This window comes from Paenibacillus phyllosphaerae (assembly GCF_014192105.1).
Lineage (GTDB): Bacteria > Bacillota > Bacilli > Paenibacillales > Paenibacillaceae > Paenibacillus_Z > Paenibacillus_Z phyllosphaerae.
In genome coordinates this window covers 449,592-471,751 of the sequence record NZ_JACHXK010000002.1, presented here as the reverse complement: position 1 = coordinate 471,751, position 22,160 = coordinate 449,592, and the positions used below count along the sequence as shown (strand labels likewise).

Annotated in this window: 24 protein-coding genes; 2 read left to right on the top strand and 22 right to left on the bottom strand. The window is 55.2% G+C overall.

Annotated elements, in window-relative coordinates; translation table 11 throughout:
• Positions 1 to 123 precede the first annotated feature (123 nt).
• The 17 genes from FHS18_RS06270 to ald all read right to left on the bottom strand — a co-directional run bounded on the left by FHS18_RS06270 (position 124) and on the right by ald (position 15,855).
• The gene (locus tag FHS18_RS06270) at positions 124 to 468 is read right to left on the bottom strand and encodes a hypothetical protein (RefSeq protein ID WP_183598099.1); all 345 of its coding nucleotides are present in this window, start codon (positions 466 to 468) and stop codon (positions 124 to 126) included.
• A gap of 275 nt (positions 469 to 743) precedes the next feature.
• Positions 744 to 1,175 (bottom strand): peptidylprolyl isomerase, encoded by a 432-nt coding sequence (locus FHS18_RS06265; protein ID WP_183598097.1) that lies wholly within the window; start codon positions 1,173 to 1,175, stop codon positions 744 to 746.
• 166 nt (positions 1,176 to 1,341) lie between these two features.
• Positions 1,342 to 2,673, bottom strand: coding sequence for a diaminopimelate decarboxylase (lysA, locus tag FHS18_RS06260; protein WP_183598095.1), 1,332 nt, complete (start codon positions 2,671 to 2,673; stop codon positions 1,342 to 1,344).
• Between the two features lie 228 nt (positions 2,674 to 2,901).
• Entirely contained in the window at positions 2,902 to 4,617 is a 1,716-nt protein-coding gene (locus tag FHS18_RS06255; protein ID WP_246427483.1) for a spore germination protein, read from the bottom strand.
• A 34-nt stretch (positions 4,618 to 4,651) separates the two neighbouring features.
• Positions 4,652 to 5,086, bottom strand: coding sequence for a stage V sporulation protein AB (locus FHS18_RS06250; RefSeq protein WP_183598093.1), 435 nt, complete (start codon positions 5,084 to 5,086; stop codon positions 4,652 to 4,654).
• On the bottom strand, positions 5,083 to 5,766 hold the full coding sequence (locus tag FHS18_RS06245; protein WP_246427482.1) for a stage V sporulation protein AA: 684 nt from the start codon (positions 5,764 to 5,766) through the stop codon (positions 5,083 to 5,085). The genes FHS18_RS06250 and FHS18_RS06245 overlap by 4 nt, the downstream gene beginning before the upstream one ends.
• A 104-nt stretch (positions 5,767 to 5,870) precedes the next feature.
• Positions 5,871 to 6,626, bottom strand: coding sequence for an RNA polymerase sporulation sigma factor SigF (gene sigF, locus FHS18_RS06240; RefSeq protein WP_183598089.1), 756 nt, complete (start codon positions 6,624 to 6,626; stop codon positions 5,871 to 5,873).
• Between the two features lie 20 nt (positions 6,627 to 6,646).
• Positions 6,647 to 7,093 carry an anti-sigma F factor gene (gene spoIIAB, locus FHS18_RS06235; RefSeq protein ID WP_183598087.1) on the bottom strand — a complete coding sequence of 149 codons (447 nt, stop codon included), beginning with the start codon at positions 7,091 to 7,093 and terminating at the stop codon, positions 6,647 to 6,649.
• Positions 7,090 to 7,443 (bottom strand): anti-sigma F factor antagonist, encoded by a 354-nt coding sequence (gene spoIIAA, locus FHS18_RS06230; protein WP_183598085.1) that lies wholly within the window; start codon positions 7,441 to 7,443, stop codon positions 7,090 to 7,092. The genes spoIIAB and spoIIAA overlap by 4 nt, the downstream gene beginning before the upstream one ends.
• A 200-nt stretch (positions 7,444 to 7,643) precedes the next feature.
• Complete coding sequence (locus FHS18_RS06225; RefSeq protein ID WP_409348539.1) at positions 7,644 to 8,774, bottom strand: D-alanyl-D-alanine carboxypeptidase family protein; 1,131 nt, start codon at positions 8,772 to 8,774, stop codon at positions 7,644 to 7,646.
• A 670-nt stretch (positions 8,775 to 9,444) separates the two neighbouring features.
• Positions 9,445 to 10,776, bottom strand: coding sequence for a pyrimidine-nucleoside phosphorylase (locus FHS18_RS06220; RefSeq protein WP_183598081.1), 1,332 nt, complete (start codon positions 10,774 to 10,776; stop codon positions 9,445 to 9,447).
• Positions 10,777 to 10,814: 38 nt separating this feature from the next.
• Complete coding sequence (locus tag FHS18_RS06215) at positions 10,815 to 10,997, bottom strand: Spo0E family sporulation regulatory protein-aspartic acid phosphatase (RefSeq protein WP_246427481.1); 183 nt, start codon at positions 10,995 to 10,997, stop codon at positions 10,815 to 10,817.
• A 118-nt stretch (positions 10,998 to 11,115) separates the two neighbouring features.
• The gene (locus FHS18_RS06210; RefSeq protein ID WP_183598077.1) at positions 11,116 to 11,940 is read right to left on the bottom strand and encodes a purine-nucleoside phosphorylase; all 825 of its coding nucleotides are present in this window, start codon (positions 11,938 to 11,940) and stop codon (positions 11,116 to 11,118) included.
• A gap of 83 nt (positions 11,941 to 12,023) precedes the next feature.
• A complete protein-coding gene (locus FHS18_RS06205) occupies positions 12,024 to 13,199 on the bottom strand; it encodes a phosphopentomutase (RefSeq protein ID WP_183598075.1) in 1,176 nt (391 codons plus the stop codon).
• A gap of 44 nt (positions 13,200 to 13,243) precedes the next feature.
• Complete coding sequence (gene xerD / locus FHS18_RS06200) at positions 13,244 to 14,143, bottom strand: site-specific tyrosine recombinase XerD (protein ID WP_183598073.1); 900 nt, start codon at positions 14,141 to 14,143, stop codon at positions 13,244 to 13,246.
• A 217-nt stretch (positions 14,144 to 14,360) separates the two neighbouring features.
• Positions 14,361 to 14,594, bottom strand: coding sequence for a DUF4227 family protein (locus tag FHS18_RS06195; RefSeq protein WP_183598071.1), 234 nt, complete (start codon positions 14,592 to 14,594; stop codon positions 14,361 to 14,363).
• 145 nt (positions 14,595 to 14,739) lie between these two features.
• A complete protein-coding gene (ald, locus tag FHS18_RS06190; protein ID WP_183598070.1) occupies positions 14,740 to 15,855 on the bottom strand; it encodes an alanine dehydrogenase in 1,116 nt (371 codons plus the stop codon).
• Positions 15,856 to 16,097: 242 nt separating this feature from the next.
• Between ald and FHS18_RS06185 the strand changes: the two genes are divergently transcribed.
• Positions 16,098 to 17,321, top strand: coding sequence for a S8 family serine peptidase (locus FHS18_RS06185; RefSeq protein ID WP_183598068.1), 1,224 nt, complete (start codon positions 16,098 to 16,100; stop codon positions 17,319 to 17,321).
• A 55-nt stretch (positions 17,322 to 17,376) separates the two neighbouring features.
• Here FHS18_RS06185 and fur read toward each other — a convergent pair whose 3' ends face one another.
• The 4 genes from fur to FHS18_RS06165 all read right to left on the bottom strand — a co-directional run bounded on the left by fur (position 17,377) and on the right by FHS18_RS06165 (position 20,425).
• Positions 17,377 to 17,844, bottom strand: coding sequence for a ferric iron uptake transcriptional regulator (gene fur, locus FHS18_RS06180; RefSeq protein ID WP_183598065.1), 468 nt, complete (start codon positions 17,842 to 17,844; stop codon positions 17,377 to 17,379).
• A gap of 94 nt (positions 17,845 to 17,938) precedes the next feature.
• Positions 17,939 to 18,583, bottom strand: coding sequence for a stage II sporulation protein M (gene spoIIM, locus FHS18_RS06175; RefSeq protein WP_183598063.1), 645 nt, complete (start codon positions 18,581 to 18,583; stop codon positions 17,939 to 17,941).
• 82 nt (positions 18,584 to 18,665) lie between these two features.
• The gene (locus FHS18_RS06170; protein ID WP_183598061.1) at positions 18,666 to 19,865 is read right to left on the bottom strand and encodes an endonuclease Q family protein; all 1,200 of its coding nucleotides are present in this window, start codon (positions 19,863 to 19,865) and stop codon (positions 18,666 to 18,668) included.
• A gap of 2 nt (positions 19,866 to 19,867) precedes the next feature.
• Complete coding sequence (locus FHS18_RS06165; protein WP_183598059.1) at positions 19,868 to 20,425, bottom strand: NUDIX hydrolase; 558 nt, start codon at positions 20,423 to 20,425, stop codon at positions 19,868 to 19,870.
• A gap of 210 nt (positions 20,426 to 20,635) precedes the next feature.
• Here FHS18_RS06165 and mciZ point away from each other — a divergent pair, with 210 nt between their 5' ends.
• On the top strand, positions 20,636 to 20,776 hold the full coding sequence (gene mciZ / locus FHS18_RS06160) for a Z-ring formation inhibitor MciZ (RefSeq protein ID WP_183598057.1): 141 nt from the start codon (positions 20,636 to 20,638) through the stop codon (positions 20,774 to 20,776).
• A 116-nt stretch (positions 20,777 to 20,892) separates the two neighbouring features.
• Here the strand turns inward: mciZ and FHS18_RS06155 are convergent, their stop codons facing one another.
• Entirely contained in the window at positions 20,893 to 22,026 is a 1,134-nt protein-coding gene (locus FHS18_RS06155; protein WP_183598055.1) for a M20/M25/M40 family metallo-hydrolase, read from the bottom strand.
• Between the last annotated feature and the right edge of the window lie 134 nt (positions 22,027 to 22,160).

Genomic DNA, 22,160 nt, shown 5'->3' with positions numbered 1-22,160 from the left:
GCAACCCATTTCCTTGCTATGCCAATGAAGCGGAGGACAGCTCTGCAGCTAGCTTAGGAGCATGCCAAAAAACACCCTTCCGTAAAAAAGGGTGTTCGCAAGGGAATCAGATCGGCGAGTCGCCTACTTGTACCCTGGCAAGTCCATATTCTGATTCTTCAGCTCTGGCAGGATGTCCATGGATTCGATGTGCTCGCGGGTCGACGGCGTACCGAGCTCATAAATGTACGCATACAGCTCTAGCAGGTGCTCGCTGAACGCCTCTGTCGCGGGATCGCGCTCGGCCGATTTGTAAGGAATGAGCGCCCTGCCCGAAGTTACGTTGTAGTCATGCTCTTCACGCTCGAGTCTGGCTTGCAATTCGTTAAGCTCCTGTTCGGTTGCTTCGATCTCCAGCTGCTCGGACCGCGACGGCGACGTCTCGATCGTGCGCGCGGATACCGATACGTAATATTGCTCCTTCTCCATGTTCGCCACCTCTTCTTCTGGTCTCGTTAAGAGTTAAGTCAGCCCGTATTACAGGCTGCTGGATACCCCTATCGCTTACTGATTCTATACACGAACATGTCCCTATCGAAACGGACAAGCGTTCCAGGATGGCACGATAACGGACGTCACAGCGCCATTCTTAGCGTCACAGACACGGTTCCATGGAAGAGAGGCGTGCAAAATGCGGAACTTATCGTACAGCATAAAGAAAGCCCGTACGGCTTATCGCCGTGCGGGCTGTCGACTTCGCGTTATTACACTTCGAAGATTTCGACTTTCTCCATCTTCACGCCGTTCTTGAACGTGTCGACATGCTCCATGCCTTTGGACACTTTACCGAATACGGTATGTCCGCCGTCAAGATGCGGCTGTGGCTGGTAGCAGATGTAGAACTGGCTGCCGCCCGTGTTACGGCCAGCGTGTGCCATTGCGAGCGTACCGCGCTCATGCTTGTTCGGGTTGATCTCACAGTTGATCGTGTAGCCTGGGCCGCCTGTGCCCATGCCGTTCGGGCATCCGCCTTGTGCGACGAAGCCAGGGATAACGCGGTGGAACGTAAGGCCGTTGTAGAAGCCTTCATTCGCGAGCTTCTCGAAATTCGCAACCGTATTCGGCGCGTCTTGGTCGAACAGGTCGAGCGTTACTTCCGCTCCGTCAGCCATTGTAATCTTTGCTTGTTTAGCCAATGTAATCAATCCTTTCGGTCTCATAAACGAACTGTATTCGTCTTGCTCACTACCTGATAAACATTGCCATTATAGCAGAAACAAACGCCAAGCAAAAGCTTGTCCCCCGAATATCAACGACGGCGTCGATATTCGGGGGACAAGGATGGTAGCCTATGGATTGTTATTACTTCGCAGCGGAAGTACGCTTCATACGTTCAGGAATAACATCGTTGCCGACGATATCGTCAAGCGATTCGCGCTTAACGACCAGATCAGCCTGGCCGTCCTTAACGAAGACTACGCTCGGACGGCGAATCCGGTTGTAGTTGCTTGCCATCGCGTAGTTGTACGCGCCGGTGCAGAATACAGCGAGCAGATCGCCGACTTCCGGCTTCGACAGTTCGCAGTCGATGATCAGCTTGTCGCCGCTCTCGCAGCACTTGCCCGCAACGGTTACCGTCTCATCGGCCGCTTGGTTCGCACGGTTCGCGATCACGGCTTCATACTTGGACTCGTACAGCGCTGGGCGCGGGTTGTCCGTCATACCGCCGTCAACAGCGATATATTTGCGAACGCCCGGAATGTCCTTGCTTGTACCGATCGTATACAATGTAGTTCCGGCATCGCCGACGATGCTGCGGCCCGGCTCAACCCAAATTTCCGGCAGCGGATAGTTCGCTTCTCCGAAGTTCGATTTGATCGCGTCCGTGATCGCTTTCACATACGTTGCGATCGGCAACGGCGTGTCGCCTTCAACATAACGGATCCCGAAGCCTCCGCCCAGGTTAATAACGCGGAATGTTACGTTCAGCTCGTCGCGGACGTTAACAGCGAATTGCGCTACTTTGCCGGCAGCCATCTGGAAGCCGTCCACCTCGAAGATTTGCGAGCCGATATGCGAGTGAACGCCGAGCAGTTCAAGATTAGCCAGACCCGCAGCTTCTTGGACAGCACGGAATGCTGCGCCGTTGCTTACGTCAAAGCCGAATTTGGAATCTTGCTGGCCCGTAGAGATGTAGTCATGCGTGTGCGCTTCAACGCCTGGCGTTACGCGCAGCAGAACGTTTACCTTCTTGCCTTTGTCGCCGGCAAGGGCATTAAGCAGCTGCAGCTCGATAAAGTTGTCCACCACGAAGCAGCCGATGTTCGCGTCGAGCGCCATGTTGATCTCGTCCGGCGTCTTGTTGTTGCCGTGGAAATGGATACGGGCAGCCGGGAAGCCTGCCTTAAGCGCCGTGTACAGTTCGCCGTCGGATACGACGTCCAGCGACATATCTTCTTGTTCGGCAATAGCGCACATCGCCATTGTGCTGAACGCTTTGCTTGCGTAAGCAACCTGGAATTTCAAGCCGGAAGTGCGGAATGCCTCCACATATTCACGAGCACGCTGACGAACGAGCGTCTCATCTACGATATAAAGCGGGGTGCCATATTGTTTAGCAAGATCGGTGACGTCACAGCCGCCAATCTCCAAGTGTCCTTGTGCGTTAATAGAACTTGTTCCGTGTAGATACATGATTTCCCCTCCGAATTCTCCTTGTTCACCCATGACTTAAACTTGCATCATTTAACGCCAGTATACCGCACCCCCGCCAAAGCGTAAAATGGATAATTCCGCATTTGATTTGCACTATTTGCGTGCCGTAGGTGAAACGGCTGCCGCCGCCCTAAACGGCGCAGCGCATTCCATCCGGGTACACTACAAATCTGAAGGTTAAACGTAAAGTATATACGCTACTACAAACTAATGCGTTCCGCCGTTATTCCCGCTTGGCATTTTATCCCTCTGCTGCGGCTTCAGCAGATTCGGACGCGTACGGTTGTGCAGAACGGGCGGACGCAGAATGATATTCCACAGCCCTTTTGCATCGAACGGGATGAACGGCCACATGTAAGGCCGATTGAACGAACGTTCCATGACAAGCATGATGATGATCCCCGCGGAAGCAAGCACAAGCCCGGGAACCTTGAAGGTAGCGACGGCCACAATCAGCACGAGCCGCACGATCCGGTTGGCAAGCCCTAGCTCATAGCTCGGAGTAGCGAACATCCCTATTCCGGCAATCGCCATGTAGAGAATGACCTCATTAATGAACAACCCCGTCGAGACGGCAATATCCCCGATGAGTATCGCAGATATAAGAGACATCGCAGTAGCCAGCGGCGTCGGCGTATGAACCGCGGCCATCCGCAGCAAGTCGATCCCCAGCTCAGCCATCAGGAATTGCACAACGAGCGGCAGGCGGCCTGCTTTTTCCGCGCCGAGAAATTCGAGCCCGGCGGGCTTCAATCCCGGGTCAAGCGCGTACAAGAACCAGATCGGCAGCAAGAACAGGGAAGCGAATATGCCGATGAATCTGACCCATCGCAAGTACGTTCCGATAAATGGCGCCTGACGGTTCTCCTCCGCATGCTGAATATGATCGAAGAAGGTCGTCGGCAGAATCATGACGCTCGGCGTCGTGTCCACGAACACCGCTACGTTCCCTTCAAGCAAATGGGACGCCACGGTATCCGGACGTTCCGAATACCGCACGAGCGGGAACGGGCTCCAGCCCCGCTTTACGGTCGCCTCCTCCAGCTGCTTATCGGCTAGCGGCAGGCCATCGAGCTTCACCTGTTGTATTTTATCGCGAATCGACTCGACCAGTTCTTTGTCCACGATGTCATCGATATAGGCAATACAGACGTCCGTCTGCGTCCGCTCGCCGACCCGCATGATCTCATACCGCAAATTTTTGTCGCGCAGACGACGGCGGACGAGGGTGACGTTCGTCATCAGCGTCTCCACGAAGCCGTCGCGGCTGCCGCGGACGACGCGCTCCAAGGTCGGCTCCTCCGGACCGCGTGCCGGGAAGGACTTGGCGTCGATCAGGAGCACTTCTTTCTCGCCGTCTACGTAGAAGGCGCTCGCTCCGGCAAGCACGTTGGTCATCATCGTGTTCCAATCGCTTTCCTTCACGACCTGGACCGCGGGAATGTAATTCACCAGGAAAGACTCAAGCGCATGCGTATTCAGATCATCTGCTTGCAAATAGGTCAGGCGCTTGAGCACATCTTGAAGAATGACGTCTTTCCCGAATCCGTTCATGAAGAACAGCGCGGTCTTCTTGTCGGCGAAAGTCATCTCGCGGACGACGACGTCGAAGCTCTTCTTGTAGCCCACTTCCTGCTCCAACAAGTCGATATAATCATCAATATGTTCGGGAATCGGAACGGGTTCCGGCTTCTGCTGCCCACGTTCGGAGCGCTTCCTGCGTCCGGCCATCGGGATGCTGAACGTCGAGAGATGAACTTTAGTCTCCTCCTTCTCCCGATCCTTGTCCCCCTCATGACTTCGATGCTGCTCTTGCTCTTCTTTGTCAAAATCGAATTCGAATTCGTCCAGCCAAATCGGATGCACCGTCCTGCGTTTGCCTTCGCCTTCCTGATGGCCGTTCTCTTGTTCGTAATCGCTCATGTGTCTCACAACTCCTTGCTGTAAGTAGGTTTAATCAGACCATCCACTGAAACACAAGCCAATCAAACAACGAGCCGATAATCTTGCCGAGCACCATGGCCATCACAAGCGCAACCATATAATCATGGAGATGGAGACGCTTGGCCAGAATCGGCAGCACGTTCATCACCTCGGTCAACGCGGCGGCCAGCATACCGACGAAAATGCCGGTCAAGAGCCCTATGGGCATGAGCACGATCTTCCACGGCAGCATCAGCTTGACGTCGAGCATGTCCGTAAGCGACCAATACATGGCCCCAGCCAGCACGGCCGTCTCGAATACCAATGATTGGCGGTATGCGCCGGCGAGCTGGGCGAGACGAGGAATGAGATCAAGCACGATAAGGAGCGAGACAAGGCCGCTTCCGACAGCCAGTCCGCCTGCCAGTCCTAGCACGGCCACGAATAGGTTTGCCGCCAGATGGCTCATCCGCTCCCCCCCTTGTCCTCCTCAATTTCCCCGGTAGGCTCAATCGATTGTACCGCTCCATGCTCGTTCTTCCTTCGCATCTCGTCGGCGATGACGTAACTGTTCACGTTCTCCTCGTACAAATACAGCTCAACCTCAAGCGGATTGGGCTCTTCGTTGAATCGTTTACGGAACAAGTGATTGAAGAACAACACCATTCCGATCCCGATTCCGAGGGAGTAGGGAATCTGTAGCCACAGCGGGTGCTCCGTCTTCGTACCTGTGACTAGTTCCGTAATCCGCTCATGAACCTCCTTCATGCTGACGTCGGTATGGAAGTTCATAATCGCAAGCCCGGAGCCGAAGAAAAGGAGCAGCCACGCCACGACCAGCAGGAAACGGTTCGGCTTCGGCACCTTGTCGGCGACGGTGACAAGTACCTGCGGATCGCCGAATGGCTCCACTTCCGTAAGCGGCTCTTCATCCTGAATGGCTTTGACAATCTGGAGCAGGTCAATGACGACTCGATTGCCATCTTTCTCGCTATGCCGGTGCAGCACGAGCGATTGCAGCCGCTGCTCCAGCTTCGGATCCGCAGCAAACAGCCTTGCCGCCATGCCCAGCGTGACGACATCGCCTGGTTTGATGCCAATCCTCCGGCGCAAACGCAAATATAGGATCGGCGGCGCTTTTGTTGTCAACGCACATCCCTCCGTTACCAAGACATTCACCTGTTGCTTCTTAGCTAGTATGAGGAATCTGCCGCCTCCATACTCCAATCTCATGCAAAAAGACCAAATCGCCGTTATTGGGCGATTTGGTCTTTGATCGACTGCAATATTTTTTTCTCGAGTCTGGATACCTGAACTTGGGAAATGCCGAGCCTTGAGGCCACCTCGGACTGCGTCTGATCCCGATAGTAGCGCAAGAAAACGATGAGGCGCTCCCTTTCGGTCAGCCCGCCGATCGCTTCGGATAGCGCGAGCTTGTCGAACCATCGCTCCTGCGTATCGTCGGCAATCTGATCCATCAGCGTGATCGGATCGCCATCGTTCTCGAAGACGGTCTCGTGAATCGAGGTCGGAGGCTTGTTGGCCTCTTGCGCGAACACGACATCCTCGGGACTAATGCCAAGCTTCTCGGCGACTTCCTTAATCGTAGGCAAGCGTCCGAGCACCTTGGACAGCTCGTCCTTCGTTTTGCGTACTTTGTTCGCCGTTTCTTTGAGCGAACGGCTGACCTTAAGCGTTCCATCGTCACGCAGGAACCGTTGGATTTCGCCGATGATCATCGGAACCGCGTACGTCGAGAATTTCACCTCATACGAGAGGTCGAACTTGTCGACGGACTTGAGCAGGCCGATGCATCCGATCTGGAACAAATCCTCCGGCTCATAGCCGCGACCGATAAACCGCTGAACGACCGACCAGACGAGGCGAATGTTGCAATGCACGAGCGTATCGCGTGCAATTGTGTCGCCGGATTGACTAAGCGCAATGAGCCGTTTTACTTCTGAATCGTCCAAGTAAGGCTGCGCTGATTGTTTCAAATCGACTTCCATGAGGTCCAACCCCTACGCGCTTAATTGAACAGCGCTTTTTTCGATTCGATGCGCTTCGTCATTGCAATTGATGTACCTTTGCCTGGTTCGCTGATCACTTCGAAGCCATCCATAAAATTTTCCATAATCGTAAATCCCATTCCGGAACGCTCGAGCTCCGGCTTGGACGTAAAGAGCGGCTGACGCGCCAGATCCAGATCCTCAATGCCGTTGCCCTCATCCTTGATCGCAAGCGAGACGGTATCCCCGGCAATGGTCGCTTCGATCGACACCATTCCATTCGGATTGCTGTCGTAGCCGTGAATGATCGCGTTCGTAACGGCCTCGGACACGACTGTCTTCAGATCGTTAAGCTCCTCCATCGTCGGGTCAAGCTGGGAGACGAATGCGGCCACCGCAATCCGTGCGAAGCCTTCGTTCTCGGAGCGAGCGGAGAAGGAGAGCCTCATTTCGTTCGTTCCACTCATGAGACCACCTCCAGACTGGTTAGCGCCGAGCGCTCATTCTCGAAAATCGGCAAAATTTTGAACAAGCCCGAAAGCTCGAACAGCCGGTAGACGCCCGGATTCACATCGCAGACGATCATCTTCCCGTCCTTCGCCTTCAGCTGCTTGTACCGTCCAAGAATGACACCAAGTCCGGAGCTGTCCATGAAAGCCAGATCCTTCAGGCTTAGAATGACGTGAGCGCTGCCGCCCCTCAGAATGGCTTCTTCCATCTTGAACCGGACAACATCGGCCGTATGATGGTCGAGTTCGCCGTGCAGCCTGACAATCAGTACATCACGGTAGTGCTCTAGTTCAACCTGCAAACTCATTGCCTGTTCACTCCTCACAATCATTTCTCAAAGAAGCATCGGCCTAGTTGCGTCGCTTCCCTCTTCGAACAGGGCGAAGAGCTTAAGCGCTTTGGGCTTGAACTAGCATTTCTACGTACGGATTGGCGTTTCCTTCCTCACGACAAAACTAGAAGCATAGCGCTACGAGGTGACAAATTCCGCTTGTCCGCGTCGGTAAATTAGAACAAACTTCCGCAAGCGCGCTTGAACAATTTCCACCAACCGGCACGTTCGATCGTGGCCGGAGCGTCGACATCGAACTCGGTCAACACTTGATCGCCTTGGTAGACGATGAGCTTGCCGATCGGCTCGTTGATCTTGATCGGCGCTTTCAGCTTCGGCATTTGCAGCTCGTAACGGATGTCCTTCACGGAACTTCCTTTTTTGAGCAGCACGCTGTAGTTATGCTTCGCTGTCAGCTTCAGTTCAGGCAGGTCGCCCTTCTCGACCTTCACGGTACCCATTACATCGCCCTTCTTGAAGATGGAATGGTTCATGTACTGCGCGAAGGAATAATCGAGCATTTGCGAGACTTCGGCATTGCGCGTCTTGGTATTCGGCTCGCCCATAACGACTGCGACGACACGCAGGCCGTCGCGGCGGGCAGTCGCCGTCAGACAGAATTTCGCTTCCGTCGTGAAGCCCGTCTTCAGACCGTCAGCCCCGTTATAGAAACGGACCAGCTTGTTCGTGTTGACCAACCAGAACGGTTTCTCGCTGTCCTTGCGCAGATGGTCCTGATAGAGGCCTGTATATTTCGTAATTTCCGGATGTTTCAGCAATTCCCTCGACATGACCGCGATATCATGCGCCGATGTATAGTGGTTGGCTACCGGCAGACCGTTGCAGTTCGCGAAGTGGGTATTCTTCAGCCCCAGCTCCTCCGCGCGCTTGTTCATCATATTGACGAATTCGGCTTCCGTCCCGGCCAACTTCTCCGCCATCGCTACCGAGGCGTCGTTCCCGGATGCAAGGGCAATGCCTTTGAGCATCTCGTCGACCGACATCTCTTCGCCCGGCTCCAGGAAGATCTGCGAACCGCCCATCGAAGCCGCATATTCGCTTGTCGGCACTTTGTCCGTCAGCTTGATGACGCCTTCATCGAGCGCTTCCATGATGAGCAGCATGGTCATGACCTTCGTAATGCTCGCCGGCGGAAGACGATCGTGGCTGTTCTTCTCGAAAATAATGGTGCCGCTGTCGGCATCCATCAAAATGGCCGAACGTGAAGATGGCGCAAGGCTTGCCTGTGTCACCGCCTCCGGCTTGGCCGGCGCTTGCTCCTCGGCGAATACCGCAGCTGGCATCATCGTCAGCAGCATGACCGCACTGAGCGCGATGAACAGTCTTTGTCTAATGCTTTTCATTCCAATCGGTCCCCTCCTGAATGTCTGGCTCTAAGCTCGCATGATCATGCGGGATAAGCCGCAGCTTTGCTAAAATCTCATTCTTAGTGTGGACCGATGTGCGTTAATTTATTCCAAGGATTCCCCTAATTCCCTGTGGGACTCCGAGGGCGTTGCCCTCTGGCTCCTTTTTTCAAACATTAGACCTTTTCCTTTCACTTCAGGACACCATCTCCCGCTTCCCCTACCCCTAGCCCCTTCCTTTAATTACCGCCTCCCCTAAGTCCCCTCCGCCGAGGGGATTCCAAGGGCCCCGGCCCTTTGGATACCCGGAATCGGCGTAACTCAATACGCGGCCGTCTTCGATCTGTCCTTTCGAGCGGAGCTCGCTATTGTCCGAGCAGAATGGGTTACATAACCCCATTCTGCTCTTATGGACAAAGCTATGGTTCGAGCTTCGTTCGCGGCTGCGTTGCCTTGGGGTGTAGACCTGGTACTTGGGCGCTTGATGCACCTAATCAGCAATACCTCGCTTGACGTCCACTTTGTGGACACGCTTACCGTATTTTTCTTGCGCAAAGCGCAAAAAAGCCACTCAGGAAATCCTGAGTGGCTGTGAGTATTAAGGATTGAATTACACGTAGCGCTTGACGCCTTCCGCTGTCACGACCGAGAGTAGGAGCGGCGATACTACTGGTGCTTCTGCGCCGATTGTGTATGCCTGCTGTACGCGCTGCGCGACTTCCGTTGCGGCTTGCTCGTCTTGCTTGACATGAAGGACGGCGATTGGTTCGCCGGCTTGGACGCGTTCGCCGACTTTGCGCTTCAGCACGACGCCGACGGCATGGTCGATCGCCGCTTCTTTCGTCGCGCGGCCTGCGCCAAGCAACATCGCGGCGAGACCGAGCTCTTCCGCATCGATCTTCTGGACGAAGCCGTCCGCGGGTGCGAGCACATCGATCACGGCTGCAGCCTGCGGCATCAGTTCCGGCTTATCGACAACATTCGGGTCGCCGCCTTGAGCGGCGACGAACTCGCGGAATTTGGCAAGCGCTGCACCCGATGCCAATCGGTCACGCAGCAATACTTCCGCTTCCTCGAGGCTGCCCGCTTGTCCGCCGTGCAGCACCATATGCGAGCTAAGCGCGATACACAGATCCGTCAGATCGGCAGGACCATGGCCGCGCAGCGTATCGAGCGCCTCGCGAACTTCCAATGCATTGCCGATTGCATAACCTAACGGCTGATCCATATCGCTGATGAGCGCCGATGTCTGGCGACCGACTTCGGTGCCGATCTCGACCATCGCCTTCGCCAGCGCCTCTGCGTCGTCGACCGACTTCATGAATGCGCCACTGCCGGTCTTAACGTCAAGCACGATCGCATCCGCACCTGCAGCGATCTTCTTGCTCATTACAGAGCTTGCGATCAATGGGATCGACTCCACCGTTGCCGTCACGTCGCGCAGCGCGTAGAGCTTCTTGTCGGCAGGCGTAATATTGCCTGTCTGGCCAATTACCGCAAGGCCAATCTCATTCACTTGCGCGAAGAATTGTTCACGCGTCAGTTCCGTCTGGAAGCCGGCGATCGACTCTAGCTTGTCGATCGTGCCGCCCGTATGACCGAGTCCGCGACCAGACATCTTAGCGACAGGTACACCGCAGGATGCGACTAGCGGTCCGATGATCAGCGTTGTTTTGTCGCCTACGCCGCCTGTGCTATGCTTGTCCGCTTTGACGCCGCTGATCGGGGACAAATCGATCTGATCGCCGGAACGCGCCATTGCGAGCGTCATTTCTGCCGTTTCCCGAGCGGTCATGCCACGAAAAAAAACAGCCATCGCAAAAGCTGACATCTGGTAGTCGGGAACGTCACCATTGCAATAGCCTTCTATGATATACGAGAGTTCGGCCGAATCCAGCTCTCCCCCGTTACGTTTCTTATGAATTAAGTCTACTGCGCGCATCTAAGAAGCCTCCTTAAAAAATCCTTGTTCGTCCGCCGTTAACCGCGTGTTGCCTTGGCTTCCTCAAGCAACTTGCGCTTCTTAGTTTGCGCTTTGACGATTAACAGATCAAGCGACTGGCTAAGCAGCAGCACGTCGTGATGCAGTAAATCCTGCTGTCGATTTGCCACTGCCACCAATTCACCCCGAAGTGTCTCGAGTCTATATGTGTCTTGGTCCATAACTATCCCCACTTCATCCTTCTTTATAATAATTACAAGGACATTATACGACGAAGAAATGGACAAAGAATGTCACAATCGGTCGAGACAAATGTTACATTTTTGTTACGTAATTAATCTAGAGCGAAGGAACTACGCCCTTAACCAGCCCGAGGAATCTGGATTTGACGCGCTCTGTCGTTTCCATGACTTCATCATGGGATAACGGCTGATCCAATATACCCGAGGCCATGTTACTGATACAGGAAATCCCAAGGACTTCCAGACCTGCATGACGAGCGGCAATGACTTCGGCAACCGTCGACATGCCGACGGCATCTGCCCCTAACGTGCGCATCATCCGGATTTCTGCAGGCGTCTCATACGAAGGTCCTAGAACGCTTAAATATACACCTTCTTGCAGGGTGAAACCTTGTGCTTTGGCTGTGTCATGGGCAAGCGCGCGCAATCTGCGGCTGTAGGCCTCCGACATATCCGGGAAACGAACGCCGAGCTCGTTATCGTTCGGTCCGATGAGCGGGTTACGTCCCGTCAGGTTGATCTGGTCGCTGATGATCATCAGATCGCCAGCCTGGAAGTTGGTATTAATGCCGCCGGCTGCGTTCGTCACGACGAGTTTGCTGGCGCCGATGGCTTTCATGACGCGAACCGGGAACGCCGTCAGCTCCGGGCCATAGCCTTCGTACATATGGAAACGTCCGCGCATCAGGACGACCGGGCGATCGGACAGATAGCCGATCAATAGTTCGCCGGCATGTCCTTCTACCGTGGAGATCGGGAAGTGCGGAATATCGTGGTATGGGATAACGACCGCATCGGTAATATGGTCGCCCAGCACGCCGAGACCAGAACCCATAATCAGGCCTACCTCAGGACGAATGGCGGTAAGGGATTGAATGTAAGCTGCCGCCTCTTGAATTTGCGCATTTGTTAATGTATTCATAAACAAGCTCCTCCTCACTGCAGAACAAGGATGTCTTCGGAACTAGTATTCCGCGCCTTGGCTGCAGCTTGTTAATATATGTACTAATGAAGTTCGTTCAGGAAAGAAGTGCCGTTCGCCGGCTTCTTCACTCCGAAGTTATCGGCGATGGTTGCGGCGACATCCGCGAACGTAGCCCGGATCCCAAGCGAACCAGGATTGGTCAGCTTCGGGCTGTAGACGAGCAGCGGCACGTATTCGCGCGTATGGTCTGTCCCTGGATGGATCGGGTCATTGCCATGATCCGCCGTGATGATGAGCAGATCCTCTTCGTTTAGCTTGCTCTCCAGCGCCGGAATCGCCTGGTCGAATTCCTCGAGCGCTTTGCCATAACCGATCGGATCTCTGCGGTGGCCATACAAGGAATCGAAGTCCACCAAATTCGTGAACAACAATCCGTTGAACGGCTTGCCGAGCGAGTCGATCGTCTTCTGGATGCCGTCAGCATTACTCTTGGTCGGCAACGATTCCGTAATACCGTGGCCGCTGAAGATATCGTTGATCTTGCCGACGGAAATAACGTCCAGACCGCCATCCTGCAGCGCATTGAGTACGGTTGGCTCCGGCGGATCCACCGCATAGTCATGCCGGTTAGGCGTCCGCTTGAAGGCGCCTGGCTCGCCGACGTAGGGTCTGGCGATAACGCGTCCTACCGCATAGCGGTCGTCCAGCGTTAATTCGCGGGCGATTTTGCAAGCCGCATATAACTCCTCCAGAGGAATGATCCCCTCATGCGCTGCAATCTGGAATACGCTGTCCGCGGAGGTGTAGACGATCCATTTGCCCGTCTTCATCTGCTCCTCGCCCAGCTCGTCCAAGATTTCGGTGCCGCTTGCCGCTTTGTTGCCGAGCACGCCGCGTCCGGTCCTGGCTTCGAACTCGGCCAGCAATTCTTCCGGGAAGCCTCGCTCGAACGTGCGGAACGGGACGGTCACTTTAAGCCCCGCCAGCTCCCAATGTCCGGTCATAGTATCTTTTCCGACCGATACCTCGGCCATTTTGCCATAATACGCTCTTGGGGGCGATTCCGTCTTCCAATCGCCAAGCGGCGCGATCCGGTCTAACCCCCAGCTGCGCATATGCGGCAAAGCAAGCTCGGGCATACGCTCCAGAATATGGCCGATCGTATGGGAGCCCTCATCGCCGAATGCAGCGCTGTCGGGAAGCTCGCCGATTCCGACGCTGTCCAGCACGATTACCGTAATTCGTTTGAATGTCATGTTCATCGCTCCTAAGGCTTGTCCTTACATGGCGAAAGGCCGTCTCACTTGGCCTTCGCTCTTGGGTGTGCCTGATTGTATACATCCTTAATGCGCGGCTTTGCCATCTGAATATAAATCTGAGTGGTCGAAATATCCGCATGGCCGAGCATCTCTTGCACGGAACGCAAGTCCGCACCGTTCTCCAGCAGATGGGCGGCAAAAGAATGGCGCAGCGTATGCGGCGTAATCTCGCCCGCGATACCCGCTTCCTTGGCGTATTTCTTAATAATTTTCCAGAAGCCTTGCCGCGTCATCCCTGTCCCTTGCTGATTGAGGAACAAAGCCGGGTCTTGCTGCTCCGCCTTCATCAGATGCGGACGGCCATGCGCCAGATAGACCGACAGCGCGTCGCAGGCCAGCTTCCCAAGCGGGATGATCCGTTCCTTCACGCCGGAGCTTACGCAGCGGATGAAGCCCAGCGAGATGTTGAGATCGTCCATCGACAAGGAGATCAGCTCGCTCACCCGAATGCCCGTCGCATAGAGAACCTCCAGCATCGCTTTATCCCTCAGACCTGCGGGCATCGACGCGTTCGGTGCGGCCAACAGCAATTCAATGTCGTCGACCGACATAATATGCGGCGTCCGTTTCTCTTGCTTCGGCGTAGTCAGATGGACGGATGGATCGTAGATGAGCTGCCTCTCTTCGGTCAGGTATTGAAAGAACGAACGAATCGAGACCATATGCCGCGAAATCGTGGCCGTCTTGCGTCCCTGATCTCTTAACTGCTGGATATAGAGAGAAAGATGGTGCTTCTGCACTTCATCCAAAGTGCGCAGGCCCGCATCTTCCGCGTATTCGATAAAGGCAGCCAAATCCCGCTCATACGAATCAAGCGTATTACGGGATAAGCCGCGCTGAGACGTCAAATAGGCCATAAACTTTTGCAAATGCGCTTTCATGTAACGTTCCTTTCCGAAAAGTACAGCGCCGCTTCGACTTGCACATTACCGCTGTCACGCTATCCTGTGCCGTACTGCCAGCAATCTGACTTTTCATCGCTGCTTCACGTACCATGTATTCCACAGCAGCCTGCTTTTCTCCTGCCGCACGAAGAAAAGCAGCAGACCAAGACGAAGCGCAAATGAAAGGTAATCGCTTACTGACGCCAACGGGACCTCATTCTCCGTACCAATAAAAAAGACGCAGCCGTTCCGAGAACGTGCTATTCGCCTCAATGGCTTGTTCGTTGCCGAATACTTTGAGCGCTGCCCCTTGCGGAACGCGGTAGGGATTCTCCGGTGTGATCCAATCACCCAGGATGCGGCAGCCATTATACATGATCGTCGTGCACAATACAAGAATCAACGTAAAGGCCGCTCTTCGGAACCATTTTCGCGCGGACAATACCATCCTTCATACGCCCCTCTCTCATGAAAAGAACAGCCGCCATGGCATCTAGCGGGCGGTTGTCCTTTTCACAATCTATGAGGCGGATGCAGGAATCATGTCAGGCTCGTTCGTGTATAACACGAGACGGCAATGCCAGATGCGGCGGTTACAGCAGCTGCGAAAGCGGCGTAAAGGGCAGATCGACGGCTTCCGCTACTTTCGCGTACGTCACATGCCCTTTGTACGTGTTAACCCCTTTGCTAAGCGGCTCGCTAAGCTTCACCGCTTGCTCGAACCCTTTGCCCGCGAGCTCCAAGGCATAAGGCAGCGTAACGTTCGTTAGCGCAAACGTCGACGTCCGCGGCACGGCGCCCGGCATATTCGCAACTGCATAATGGATGACGCCGTGTTTCTCGTAGACCGGGTCGCTATGCGTCGTCACGCGATCGATCGTAGCGATCGTACCGCCTTGATCGACTGCCACATCGACGATAACGGCCCCTTTCTTCATCGTCTGCACCATCTCTTCGGTCACCAGATGCGGCGCTTTGGCCCCCGGAATGAGCACGGCGCCGATAAGCAGATCCGCTTTCTTGACCGCATTGGCGATGTTGTAGGGATTGGACATCAGCGTGCTAATCCGTCCGCTGAACACTTCGTCGATATAACGCATCCGATCCGCGCTCCGCTCCAGAATGGTGACGCTTGCGCCCATGCCGAGCGCTATTCTCGCCGCATTCAGACCGACGATCCCGCCGCCGAGCACGATGACTTCAGCGGGAGGCACGCCGGGAACGCCGCCTAACAGAATACCCCTTCCGCCAAAATAAGCCTCCAAGTAGTGCGCGCCTACCTGAACGGCCATCCGTCCCGCAACTTCGCTCATCGGCGTCAACAGCGGCAGACTTCCGCCTGGCAGCTGAATCGTCTCGTAAGCAACCCCGGTGACCTTCTTCTCCGCAAGCGCACGAGTCAGTTCAGGCGCCGCGGCCAGATGCAAATAAGTGAAGAGCAACAGCCCTTCCTTAAAATAGGCGAACTCCGCCGGAAGCGGCTCTTTCACCTTCATAATCATGTCCGCCCTTGCCCAAACCTCTTCCGCCGTTGCTAGAATCGCGGCCCCTTCCGATTCATAGTAATCATCGGGAAACCCGCTGCCCTCGCCCGCTCCAGCCTGTACGATGACTTCGTGTCCGGCCGCGCGCAGCATGCTTGCACCTGCAGGCGTCAGCGCGACACGGTATTCGTTCGCCTTAATTTCTTTTGGCACGCCGATTATCATTCGTCTCGTCCTCCTAAAAGCGCTCCAAGTATGAGGCTTATTTTACCTACCTATGCAAACTGGAACGAAAGGTTCTATCCTTTTCGTTACAATCTCCTTGGCCAGCCAAATTTATGTACCTGGTACACGCAAGCACAAGTCGCCCTATTACATCGCTCATACAATGAATAAACCGGATTGCCGGCCGCTTAACAGCCAAACGGTCGGAAAGACGGTCGTACAACGAAGGAGGAAAGACATTCGTGCCCTCAATAGAAAGGCTGCTGCGGAAATGCGCAACAGGCGGTACGGCATGCCGCGCCTCGCGGCACCTCATCATGTTCCGCAATGCCGGTATCTATGATCGCTGCCTGCAGGAATTAAAGAAGGCCGGCATCCAGCCCGCCAAATCGGTCGCTCATCACAAGCTGATCGCTTTCCATCTGAATACGGCGCATATGAAGCGGTTCCGTGCGCTCCTAGCCCACCCGGACGTCCATGCCATCGAGCGGGATCGTACGGTCAGCGCGCATCCGGGAGTTCCTGCCGCTCGCCATGTGCCGAATTCGAACAAGCGCGGTCAGAGACAAGCCGCCATCAATGCCGCTTGCCCCGCCAACGCGCCTTGGGATGTATGCCAGGTGCAAGCCCCTAGCCTATGGCCGATAACGCGCGGATCGGGCGTACGTGTGGCCATTCTCGATACCGGTATCGGTCCTCACCCGGATCTTCGTGTAGCCGGAGGCGTGAATACGATAACCGGCGGCAGCTATCGCGACAATAATGGCCACGGCACGCATATCGCCGGTACGGTAGCGGGCCTGGGAACCAACGGGCAGCAGTTAGGCGTGGCGCCGAATGTGTCGTTGTATGCGGTGAAAGTGCTCGATAGCAACGGAACTGGTTATATATCGGACATTGTAGAAGGGATTCATTGGTGTATCCGCCATAAAATCAAAGTCATCAACATGAGCTTCGGCCTGCAGGCCAACAGCACCATCTTGCATGCTGCGATCAAACTTGCCTACCGAAGCGGGATCGTACTAGTCGCCTCTGCCGGGAACAGCGGGCCGAACAACGCGGCACTCGATGCGCCAGCGCGATATCCCGAGACGATCGCCGTAGCTGCCTCGACACGTACGTACAAAATCGCTTCTTACAGCAGCCGCGGCAGCGGTGTGGATGTGGCAGCCCCTGGTACGAACATCCGGTCCACGTGGATAGGCGGCGGTTTTAAGCTGCTCAGCGGCACCAGCATGGCTTCGCCGCACGTCACCGGAGGAGCCGCCCTGCTGCGCAGCCGATTCGCGCATCTAACCCCCGCAGAGGTAGCAAGCCGGCTCAAGAAGTCTGCCCGACACCTGGTTGGATTCAGCGCTCGCTCGCAAGGCAGCGGCCTGATCCAGCTCAAGCGAGCGGCGACAGTTACCGGCACCTCTATCGTATCGGCCCGCGCTCGGAAATCCCGGAAAACCAGCGCAAAATGAAAAACTCCCTTGCGTGCGGCAGTAGGTCACATCGGACTTACGCTGCACGAGGGAGTTACTTTTGTTCGGACTGCTGTTGCTCGTTCTTATGACGGCATCGTCTGCACACGCCTTGAAAGTCGAGGCGGTGATCGATGACTTGAAAGCCATATTCCTTCTCGAGCCGCTCTTCCAGCGGTCCAAGCCAGTCTTCCAAAATTTCAGTCATTGTACCGCATTGGACGCAAATCAAATGATGATGGTGATGCTTGTTGTTGTCCGTCCTTAAATCATATCGGGCAACGCCGTCACCGAAGTTCATCTTCTCTACGACGTGTAATTCGCTTAACAATTCAAGCGTCCGATAGACTGTCGCCAGTCCGATCTCAGGCGCTTTATCCTTAACAAGCATAAAGACGTCCTCGGCGCTCAAGTGATCTTCCTCATTCTCGAGCAGGACGCGTACAGTTGCTTCACGCTGAGGAGTAAGCTTGTACCCTTGCGATTGCAGCTGCTGTTTGATCTTATCAATCCGGGATTCCATGGTTTCCCCCCTCGCATGGCTAGTACCCATCGCCGGAACATTTGCTTTCATTATAGGCGTGCATTACGAGGAAAGTCAATTTTTTTTAGAATGATTACAAACCTGAACTTGCATCAGTCAGAAGCGGCGCTGCCCACCGCAGCAGCTCCGGCGTAACGAACGCTTCAAGAAGCGCTGCGAGTCCAGTTATCATGACCATGAGCACAAGCGTCGATGTATGGCTTATGAACGGTTCTGCGAGCGGCCCCGCCTTACCCAGCAATCTGCCTTTGACGATCGATAACGCGAACGACAGGGCAGATACGCTGGCAATCAGGATAGCAGGCACCACAATCAAGTTCGGCGGCGCGACCGACGTAAGCGCGAAGAGCAGCCCTTTCCAATCATGCTGGCTGACTAGCGTGCCGATCGCGAAGCCGACCAGGACGCCCTTCAAGAAATCGAGCGCGAGCACGAGAGGGACTCCGATAACGGTAATGCCGAGCACCCAGATGAGCATAAGCCATTTGGCATGGAACAATACCCGTTCCCAGAAAGCCCCGCTGCCCTCTACGCTGCTCCCGTCCTGAATGCGGAGCACGAACTGCTCCACATCCTTCGCCAGGTTCTGCTGTTGATCGAGCGTCAGCGCGCTCACGAGCAGCGAACCGAACACCACACCGACGACGAATAACACCGAGACGAATACATATAACGTCAACTGGTCGCGCAGCAGCGACCCGCGTAATGAAGTTCCCATCTTAGACGACCTCCTCAAGGCTTGTCTTGCATTATATGACCAAGCCTGCTTCAGTATGTCGCAAGATGTTAAGGAACAGCCGCTATTTGAGCACCTTCCCGTACCGGCCTCCGCCGCCTGTCTCGAGCGTCAAGCCGCCGATTCGCGCCGCAGCGATCATGGCTGCGGACGACTCGCCTACAATTTCGGTCAACGCTTCAAGCGAAGCGTCGTGCAGTACGTTCATCTCGGTGCCGAATGCGGACAGAAGCTTGTTCAGCGCTACCTTGCCGATGCCGGGCACGAATTCGAGCGGCACTTGATTGATGTAAGGGGGCCTTCCCTCCGGCATGTAAGGCACTGTCCGCCCGTTAATCTTGGCCAGATGCTCGATCCGGTCCATGACGCCGCGGACAAGCTTCGGACTGCCGCACTCCTTGCAGCGCTCGATCGTCAGATCCGCCGCGAGCTCCCCGCAATTCAAGCAGTAGGTGCGATGATATTTGCCCAGCCTCGGATTCAGCCCGTAGTTGGCGGCAATCGAACGTCCCTCCTTGCCTTGCAGGGCGAGCACGAATTCGGTGAAGGAAGGCTCCGCAAGCTGAAGCTTATTGTATTCACGGCCGATCTTCGAGAGCGAATGCGCATCGGAATTCGTCAGGAACGGCAGGTTATCCAGGTCAGGCAGCAAGCCGGCCATCTCGCTGTCCGCGCTCAGGCCAAGCTCCACAGCGTCCACCATCTCGGGGTCGAGCGTGTCGGCCAGATGATCCGAGCAGCTGCCGAAGAGGCTTTTGTGGGGGGTGAAGACGTGTGCCGGAATGAACAGACCTCCCCTTGCCTTTACCTCCTGCTGAAGCACATGGCCGCTCACATAGATGCGCTGCGAGCTAAGCTGCACATTGCGCATATGCTTGGACATCCATCCCGTGAAATCCCGCATCCGCTCAAAATCAGGCATAAACGCCAAATAATGCGCAGCGCCTCTCCCTGGCTCTTTCACCTCAATCTCCGAACCAAGAAGAATCGTCGTATTCCGGTAGCGAATTCCGCCCCCTGCCGCCTCTTCCATCTGGCCGTTATCGAGCAATTCGGCAATATCGCGCTGCACGCCTGGCGAATGGCAGTCGATGATGCCCAAGAGCCCGATTCCTTTGCGCTCCGCCGCTTCATGGGCGATCCGGGCAAAGGTCAGATCCCGGCTAGCGCTGATCTTGACCGCTTCATTCCGCTCCGTGCTGCCAATATGAATATGTAGGTCTGCGAATACACGTTTAAGTTCAGGTGCCGATGCCGGGATCATGATTAGATCTCTCCGGTCAGACGGTAAATCTGCCAAGCGTACACCGCTAGAATCGTCTTGGCATCGCTGATCCGCTCTTCCTTGATGAACTGCTGCGCCTCCTCGAACGTAATGGCGCTCACGTTCAAGTATTCGTCCGCGTCCGGTCTGCTCTCGCCCTGCACCAACTCTTCGGCGATATACACGTACAGCTTCTCATCCGCGAAGCCAGGCGAGGTGTAGAACGCGCTTAACGGGCGCAGCTTGCCTGCACTGTAGCCGGTCTCTTCCTCGAGCTCCCGCGCAGCAGCCACCCTTGGATCTTCGCCTGCATCGAGCTTGCCCGCAGGAATTTCGATCTGGAACTTCTCCATCGGTTTCCGATATTGCTCCACGACCAGCATTTTATCGTCGATCAAAGCGAGCACGGCCGCTGCCCCTGGATGTCTGACGATCTCCCGCGTAGCCGTTCCCCCGTCAGGCAGCTTCACGGTATCTACCTGAAGCGAGATAATCTTCCCTTCAAAAATCGGTTTCGTGCTTACGGTCAGTTCCCGGAATTCATCGGTTTTCTTCAACATGCTAAATCCTTCCTCTCTACATCTCCTATTATGGCACAGCTTCAAGCAACGTTCGGTCCATGCTGAATTGCAAGTCTTACGACATCCCTTGAACGCGATTGACCATGGACAGGCATAACCCGTCCTTATTCCACATATGCATCATTATACCAAATAAACCTGCTTCTAACGGACAGGAAACGATTAATAACCCTTAAGGAGGGAATGCCCATGAAACAGTTTTCCGTCTCCAATCAACTTACGCTTGTCGGCAAAGCCTGGGAGATTCGTTACCAGCTGAAGCAGTTAATGATCCAGAACCGGACGCTAGGCGAATACCTTGAACAGCGGGGCGAATTGAATTCCCGCTAGTGTGGTCGCACTTGCACAACCTCTCATATATAGCATAAGCAAAAGCCGGACGCGCAACGCACGTCCGGCTTTTTTTGTCCGTCTGTTTGTAAGGATCAGCTTGACCTGCCCTTGGCTTAAGCCTTCTGAGCGGCCGCCAGCTTCATGATCTCCAAGACAAGCTCCGTCGTCTTCACGAGATCCTCCACCTTGATCCGCTCCTTCGTCGTATGAATCTCTTCATATCCGACTGCGAGGTTGACCGTCGGGACGCCGAACCCGTTGAAAATATTCGCGTCGCTGCCGCCGCCCGAATGGAACAGGCGCGGCGTTCCGCCGATATTCGAAATCGCCGTCTTCGCCAGCTCCACGACCGGATCGCCATCCGCGTAGCTGTAAGCCGGATAGATAATCGTGCTCTCGAAATTGGCTCGCGCGCCGTACTCCGCCGCTACCGCCTCTACCGCCTGCTTCATCGCTTCAACCTGCGCATCGACTTTGTGCTGGACGATACTGCGGGCTTCCGCGTCGAGCTTCACGTAATCGCATACGATATTCGTTGCGCCGCCGCCTTCGAACTTGCCGATGTTCGCCGTCGTCTCGTGGTCAATACGACCAAGCGGCATGCGGGAGATCGCCTTCGCCGCGACCTGAATCGCGCTGATCCCCGCTTCCGGATTAACCCCGGCATGCGCGGATTTGCCGAACAGCTCGATCTGGATCTTCGCTTGGGTAGGCGCCGCTACCGCAATGGATCCGATCTCGCCGTTGGAATCGAGCGCGTAACCGAACTTCGCCTCCAGCTTGGAACCATCGAACGCCCGCGCGCCTACAAGACCGGACTCTTCGCCGACCGTGATGATGAACTGAATCGGTCCGTGCGCGATATTTTGTTCCTTCAATACGCGGATAGCTTCGAAGATCGCCGCAAGGCCCGCCTTATCGTCGCTGCCCAGGATCGTCGTGCCATCGCTGCGGATGTAGCCGTCTGCATCGATCTGCGGCTTAATGCCTTGCCCTGGCGTAACGGTGTCCATATGGGACGTGAAGAAGATCGTTACCGCATCTTCGGCGCCATTCGCCGGAAGCTTCACGATCAAGTTGCCTGCGCCGTGCCCCGTCTTAGCCGCTGCGTCGTCTTCTTCAACGGAAAGCCCAAGCGCCTCGAACTGCGCAGTCAATACATCGCAAATCTCGCGCTCATTCTTCGTTTCGCTGTCCACGCGGACCAGCGAGATAAAATGCTCTACCAAACGGTCTTGTTGTACCATTGGCTTTCCTCCATCCGTCTCAATCGTTTACAATACATATGTACAAGTCTAGGTTTGCTGAAAGGAGCCCGTAACAATGCGTCCCAACCGTTTCGTCAAAATCTTCGTCTGGTTTCTGATCGTCTCGATCCTGC

Bases quoted from the DNA above. Each gene is read 5' to 3' on its own strand.
- FHS18_RS06225 (WP_409348539.1), bottom strand. From the start codon at position 8,774: ATGATGCCAGCTGCGGTATTCGCCGAGGAGCAAGCGCCGGCCAAGCCG.
- FHS18_RS06220 (WP_183598081.1), bottom strand. From the start codon at position 10,776: ATGCGCGCAGTAGACTTAATTCATAAGAAACGTAACGGGGGAGAGCTG.
- FHS18_RS06215 (WP_246427481.1), bottom strand. From the start codon at position 10,997: ATGGACCAAGACACATATAGACTCGAGACACTTCGGGGTGAATTGGTG.
- FHS18_RS06170 (WP_183598061.1), bottom strand. From the start codon at position 19,865: ATGATCCCGGCATCGGCACCTGAACTTAAACGTGTATTCGCAGACCTA.
- ald (WP_183598070.1), bottom strand. From the start codon at position 15,855: ATGATAATCGGCGTGCCAAAAGAAATTAAGGCGAACGAATACCGTGTC.
- FHS18_RS06165 (WP_183598059.1), bottom strand. From the start codon at position 20,425: ATGTTGAAGAAAACCGATGAATTCCGGGAACTGACCGTAAGCACGAAA.
- sigF (WP_183598089.1), bottom strand. From the start codon at position 6,626: ATGGAAGTCGATTTGAAACAATCAGCGCAGCCTTACTTGGACGATTCA.
- FHS18_RS06250 (WP_183598093.1), bottom strand. From the start codon at position 5,086: ATGAGCCATCTGGCGGCAAACCTATTCGTGGCCGTGCTAGGACTGGCA.
- FHS18_RS06155 (WP_183598055.1), bottom strand. From the start codon at position 22,026: ATGGTACAACAAGACCGTTTGGTAGAGCATTTTATCTCGCTGGTCCGC.
- FHS18_RS06195 (WP_183598071.1), bottom strand. From the start codon at position 14,594: ATGGTATTGTCCGCGCGAAAATGGTTCCGAAGAGCGGCCTTTACGTTG.
- spoIIAA (WP_183598085.1), bottom strand. From the start codon at position 7,443: ATGAGTTTGCAGGTTGAACTAGAGCACTACCGTGATGTACTGATTGTC.
- FHS18_RS06210 (WP_183598077.1), bottom strand. From the start codon at position 11,940: ATGAATACATTAACAAATGCGCAAATTCAAGAGGCGGCAGCTTACATT.
- mciZ (WP_183598057.1), top strand. From the start codon at position 20,636: ATGAAACAGTTTTCCGTCTCCAATCAACTTACGCTTGTCGGCAAAGCC.
- fur (WP_183598065.1), bottom strand. From the start codon at position 17,844: ATGGAATCCCGGATTGATAAGATCAAACAGCAGCTGCAATCGCAAGGG.
- FHS18_RS06255 (WP_246427483.1), bottom strand. From the start codon at position 4,617: ATGAGCGATTACGAACAAGAGAACGGCCATCAGGAAGGCGAAGGCAAA.
- xerD (WP_183598073.1), bottom strand. From the start codon at position 14,143: ATGAAAGCGCATTTGCAAAAGTTTATGGCCTATTTGACGTCTCAGCGC.
- spoIIM (WP_183598063.1), bottom strand. From the start codon at position 18,583: ATGGGAACTTCATTACGCGGGTCGCTGCTGCGCGACCAGTTGACGTTA.
- spoIIAB (WP_183598087.1), bottom strand. From the start codon at position 7,093: ATGAGTGGAACGAACGAAATGAGGCTCTCCTTCTCCGCTCGCTCCGAG.
- FHS18_RS06270 (WP_183598099.1), bottom strand. From the start codon at position 468: ATGGAGAAGGAGCAATATTACGTATCGGTATCCGCGCGCACGATCGAG.
- FHS18_RS06205 (WP_183598075.1), bottom strand. From the start codon at position 13,199: ATGACATTCAAACGAATTACGGTAATCGTGCTGGACAGCGTCGGAATC.
- lysA (WP_183598095.1), bottom strand. From the start codon at position 2,673: ATGTATCTACACGGAACAAGTTCTATTAACGCACAAGGACACTTGGAG.